Origin of the sequence: Caldalkalibacillus uzonensis, assembly GCF_030814135.1 — a bacterium.
Taxonomy (GTDB): domain Bacteria; phylum Bacillota; class Bacilli; order Caldalkalibacillales; family Caldalkalibacillaceae; genus Caldalkalibacillus; species Caldalkalibacillus uzonensis.
The window spans coordinates 1-3,943 of the sequence record NZ_JAUSUQ010000042.1 but is presented as its reverse complement, the minus strand read 5'-3'; the positions used below and the strand labels follow the sequence as shown (position 1 = coordinate 3,943).

Annotated in this window: 4 protein-coding genes and 2 pseudogenes; 4 read left to right on the top strand and 2 right to left on the bottom strand. The window is 38.1% G+C overall.

Annotation, left to right across the window (positions count from 1 at the left end):
• Positions 1-267 (bottom strand): annotated as a pseudogene (locus tag J2S00_RS19675) (IS5/IS1182 family transposase); the annotation flags it as partial.
• 580 nt (positions 268-847) lie between these two features.
• Between J2S00_RS19675 and J2S00_RS19670 the strand changes: the two are divergent.
• Positions 848-1,000: a hypothetical protein gene (locus J2S00_RS19670; RefSeq protein ID WP_307343997.1), complete on the top strand. Its 153-nt coding sequence runs from the start codon at positions 848-850 to the stop codon at positions 998-1,000.
• Positions 1,001-1,202: 202 nt separating this feature from the next.
• Here J2S00_RS19670 and J2S00_RS19665 read toward each other — a convergent pair whose 3' ends face one another.
• Complete coding sequence (locus J2S00_RS19665) at positions 1,203-1,454, bottom strand: transposase (protein WP_307343994.1); 252 nt, start codon at positions 1,452-1,454, stop codon at positions 1,203-1,205.
• Positions 1,455-1,558: 104 nt separating this feature from the next.
• Between J2S00_RS19665 and J2S00_RS19660 the strand changes: the two are divergent.
• The 3 genes and pseudogenes from J2S00_RS19660 to J2S00_RS19650 all read left to right on the top strand — a co-directional run.
• Positions 1,559-1,882 (top strand): annotated as a pseudogene (locus tag J2S00_RS19660) (AI-2E family transporter); the annotation flags it as partial.
• Positions 1,883-2,675: 793 nt separating this feature from the next.
• The gene (locus tag J2S00_RS19655; protein WP_307343991.1) at positions 2,676-3,188 is read left to right on the top strand and encodes a sporulation protein YunB; all 513 of its coding nucleotides are present in this window, start codon (positions 2,676-2,678) and stop codon (positions 3,186-3,188) included.
• A 118-nt stretch (positions 3,189-3,306) separates the two neighbouring features.
• Positions 3,307-3,720, top strand: a complete 414-nt coding sequence (locus J2S00_RS19650) for a potassium channel family protein (protein ID WP_307343988.1) — start codon at positions 3,307-3,309, stop codon at positions 3,718-3,720.
• Positions 3,721-3,943 lie beyond the last annotated feature (223 nt).

Sequence of the window (3,943 nt, the reverse complement as noted above, 5' to 3'; positions counted from 1 at the left end):
ACAGTCAAGACGAAAGATGTAATCGTGTTTGAGACGTTGAACCAAATCTTTAATCGTCGGGATTCGCTCAGTAATTCTTGCCACAAGGGAGTAAATCATCGCAGGATAATTCAGCTGAACAGGAGCACCGTAACACGACTTCTTACTGACTATAGCTAAAATAGGGTCGATATCAATTGCTGAAAATACAGCTTCAAAACGATGGGGGGGTTCAAGATTGTATAATTCTTGCAGGTCAAAAAGACTTCCTTGTCGTATAATAGACATAGGGAGTCATCCCCCAATCTCTAGAGTTTTCTTGGACAATTACTCTATTCGAGATTTGGGGAGGTACTCCTTTTTTTTATTCATAAAATCCCTTGAGACCGTTGGGCTCAGATTTATGAAATTGATTCAAGTATGAAACATTATGGAACCGATAAAAAAACGTTGGATTAAAAATAAATAAAAAAGTTATACGATGATTTAAAATGAGGTTGAAGATCGTGAATTGGATAAAAGTTATTCTTGTTATTGCACTCATATCTTTTCTTTTTCCTTGACATCATATAGGAATAGATACCCTTAACTTAGAGACTCCAGTTCTGTATGAATTAGATTTCACAAATCATATAATGACATTAACTATTAATACAATTGAATTGAGATGTATCAGTAACTTCATTTTGCTGTTTGATTTTAGGCATATCTACTCATTGCTAAACAGGCATATTATTTATTTACGCTCCTTCATTCCCATCCTTAAGAAAAAATGGGAATGGGTCATCTGGATAAAATACGGGTCGATTTATTTTAACAACTCTCCTTTGTATACCAAATAAATTAGTTCAAAGGAGTGTTGAAGGGTATGGATAGTGGACAGAACAATAAGAGGAAAAGCACCCCTCCACCCCACGATCCCATCAAAGAAGCGCTTAATGGGCTGATTGGGGGCGTGATACTCATGATCATAGGTATTCTATTTGCCCATTTTGTCTTAGGAATGCCGATATTTCCTTAAATAAAGCGAAAATAGTGATAAAGCATTTAAGATTTATCACTTCAGACTGCAAAAAACCTCTTCTGAACCGAAAGGTTTAGGAGAGGTTTCTGTACTTAAAGGCAAAAAAATAAGGAGAACAGTTGGTTCTCCACTTCCACGCGGCCAGCTTTGTTAAATTCATGGGAACAAAAACAAGCATCGTCTGTATCATGTTTTACTTCTAACCCCCTAGGTTCCAACGCATGCCATGTTTTTCCTTTAAATCAGCAAATACACGTTCAATTGTTTCTTTACGCATTGCGTATATTTCTTTATTTTCATTGGTATGCCTCAAATGCTCTACCTCGTCCAGAAAATCATGCCAGATATGCCGATGAATAATTTTTGTATGCTCGACTTTGAGTACATTGTGAGAGCATCGGGCAATTCTTGCAAAACTGTGGATCAGATTTATATTGGCAATATCCTTCACGGGTGGTAGTACAATATTAAGGGTTTGCCCTGACGGGCAAATATTACAGTCATAACGCTAAAATTCTATGTAATATTACTTTTGTACAATAATGTCCCTAAAGGATCATTTGGATTATCGACTTTATTCCCTTAATTGGCTCAATTTTGATTTTAGCACCTTGGAGTCTGTTTAATCTAATTACAGGAGACACTCATACAGGCATACAATTATTAATTTTGGCCGTGGTACTGTTAACGATCCGACGCACAATAGAACCCAAAGTCCTAAGAGATCAAATCGGATTGCTTCCGCTGCCTACGTTGATCGGGATTTACTTAGGTTTCTACTTTTTGGGGGTGATCGGTCTTATAGCCGGGCCGTTGCTGATCATTGCCTTTTTCTCTGCCAAGGAAGCAGGGATTATTCGTTTCAACTTAAAAATCTGACCTCAAACCAGCTTTTTTTCTAGTAAACAGTAATGAAAAGAGCTGGTTTTTTTAACTCTGGTTAAACAGATCCCTATATTACTATTTTCAATCTATTTCCGACTGTCCAAATAACTAATGATTTATATATTTAGGGCAGCAACATAACCTGAAGCTAAAAAACAACAAACAGACGTGTTCCAACTATTTCCCTTCAACACGAAATTGTTAGATTTTAGTCATTGCATTATTTTTCGGTTTCCTTATGTCCCTGGATGGCTCAGCCTTACCGTGATGATCATCCTTATTACCTTAAGGACATTTACAATTAAGCCATATAAGATCAGCCGTTAACAATCAAAAAACGGAAATGTTCGGTATACCCCCTTTCCAAAAATAGAGACCTACTTTATCACTTTTACTTTTCTTTTATGCGAAAGTACTGGCTTTCTTCGAACTAAAGAAAAATTGACCAACCCTCCATATTGACAATCCTTGTCGCATATACATGCATGGAGGGGGTGATCAGTTTGGACAATGAAAAAGATTCCAAACATAACCGTGATCAATCCGAGAATGTACAACAAAATGAAATCTATCAACAATACAAAGAGTATACTCAACATGAAACAGATAAGCATCAAAGTGAAACAATAAAAGATTTACGCAAAAAAAGGACTAAAGGCCGGCTGAAAATAAGGATACTCTTTCTCAGCATTCTTCTCTTCATGATAATATCGGGAGTTTTGTTGTTTTGGTTTGTGGAACATAATTTGGAACCGACACTAAAAGAAATAGGAAAAACGTATGCGAATTGTATTCATTCATTGAAAATGAAGATGGGGATTTGCAATTTATTGCCTTTAACCGTCTATTTCATGCCAGACTGGTTACCGCAGCCACTGACCGGGCCAACGAGATTTTGATTGGGCTTGAAGAGGAGCCGATCAGTGTACCATTAGGTCAGGCGCTGGACAGCAATATTTTGGCGCAGTACGGACCAAATGTCCCCATTAGAATGGTTCCCATCGGGGCTGCCAGGGCTGATATTTATCTTGAAATGCAAGAGGCCGGAATCAATACAGTTGCAATTGTATCAAGACTTGTTGTGGAGGCTGATGTACGTATTGTGATTCCTTTTACTGCGGTTGAAGCCCACGTACAAACGGAAGTACCCGTTTCGATCGATATTATACCTGGAGGAATCCCTCAATATTATTTCCGAGGAAGCCAAGGGCATAGCAATCAGCAGCAATTGTATGAAGGTCAAACCGTTCCGCTACCGACTATTCCACTCCCACAAATCAATGTAAATGATGAGAACTAATAGACAAAACATATCCTTCTAATAAGCCTTACTTATGTATAACATGTAATAAACACAAGAATAGAATGGGGTTAATTGGTCTATGTTTAATGTATTTCCTCGTCAACATCGGAAAAATATGATCTACAACTTTACTGTATTGGCGCTGTTTTATGCCAATGTGGTAGTCACATTCGCTGTCATTTACATCTTACTGGACATAACGGACTTGGGGCCGGTGGTAGATCATTATGAGACGAGTACTCTTGAAGGTAAGCATTGGTTTGATCGAGTGACCACTTCCCTTTACTTTAGCGTCTTGACCTTGTTTTCTGTAGGTTATGGCGACGTTACCCCATTTGGATGGTCAAGAGCAGTCGCTATTATACAAGCAACGTTCGGTTACATTTTGCCAGCTGTGCTGGTCATCCAATACATGAAAGACTCTGAACCGGCTATTGTTTTACGATCAAAAAGAAGAAATCCTTCATCACTCACATTTAGTGGCCAAAGTCAAAGCAGGTACAACAGTTGGTCTAACACGAACAAGTAACCCCCCTTTGACAGCTTCTATTTAACATGTTCATGTCATTTTAAAGTGTTAAAATAATGTATCAATTGTCTTTTTGACGATGGGAAATGGTACTGTCAAGAGTTTTGTGTAAGCCCGTAGGGCACCTCGGTATCGTCAAGAATTTTGTGTAAGCCCGTAGGGCGCCTCTGGAATCGCAACTATATTTAGGCCTTCATCATCCTTAATTACTAATGAAAAAGTA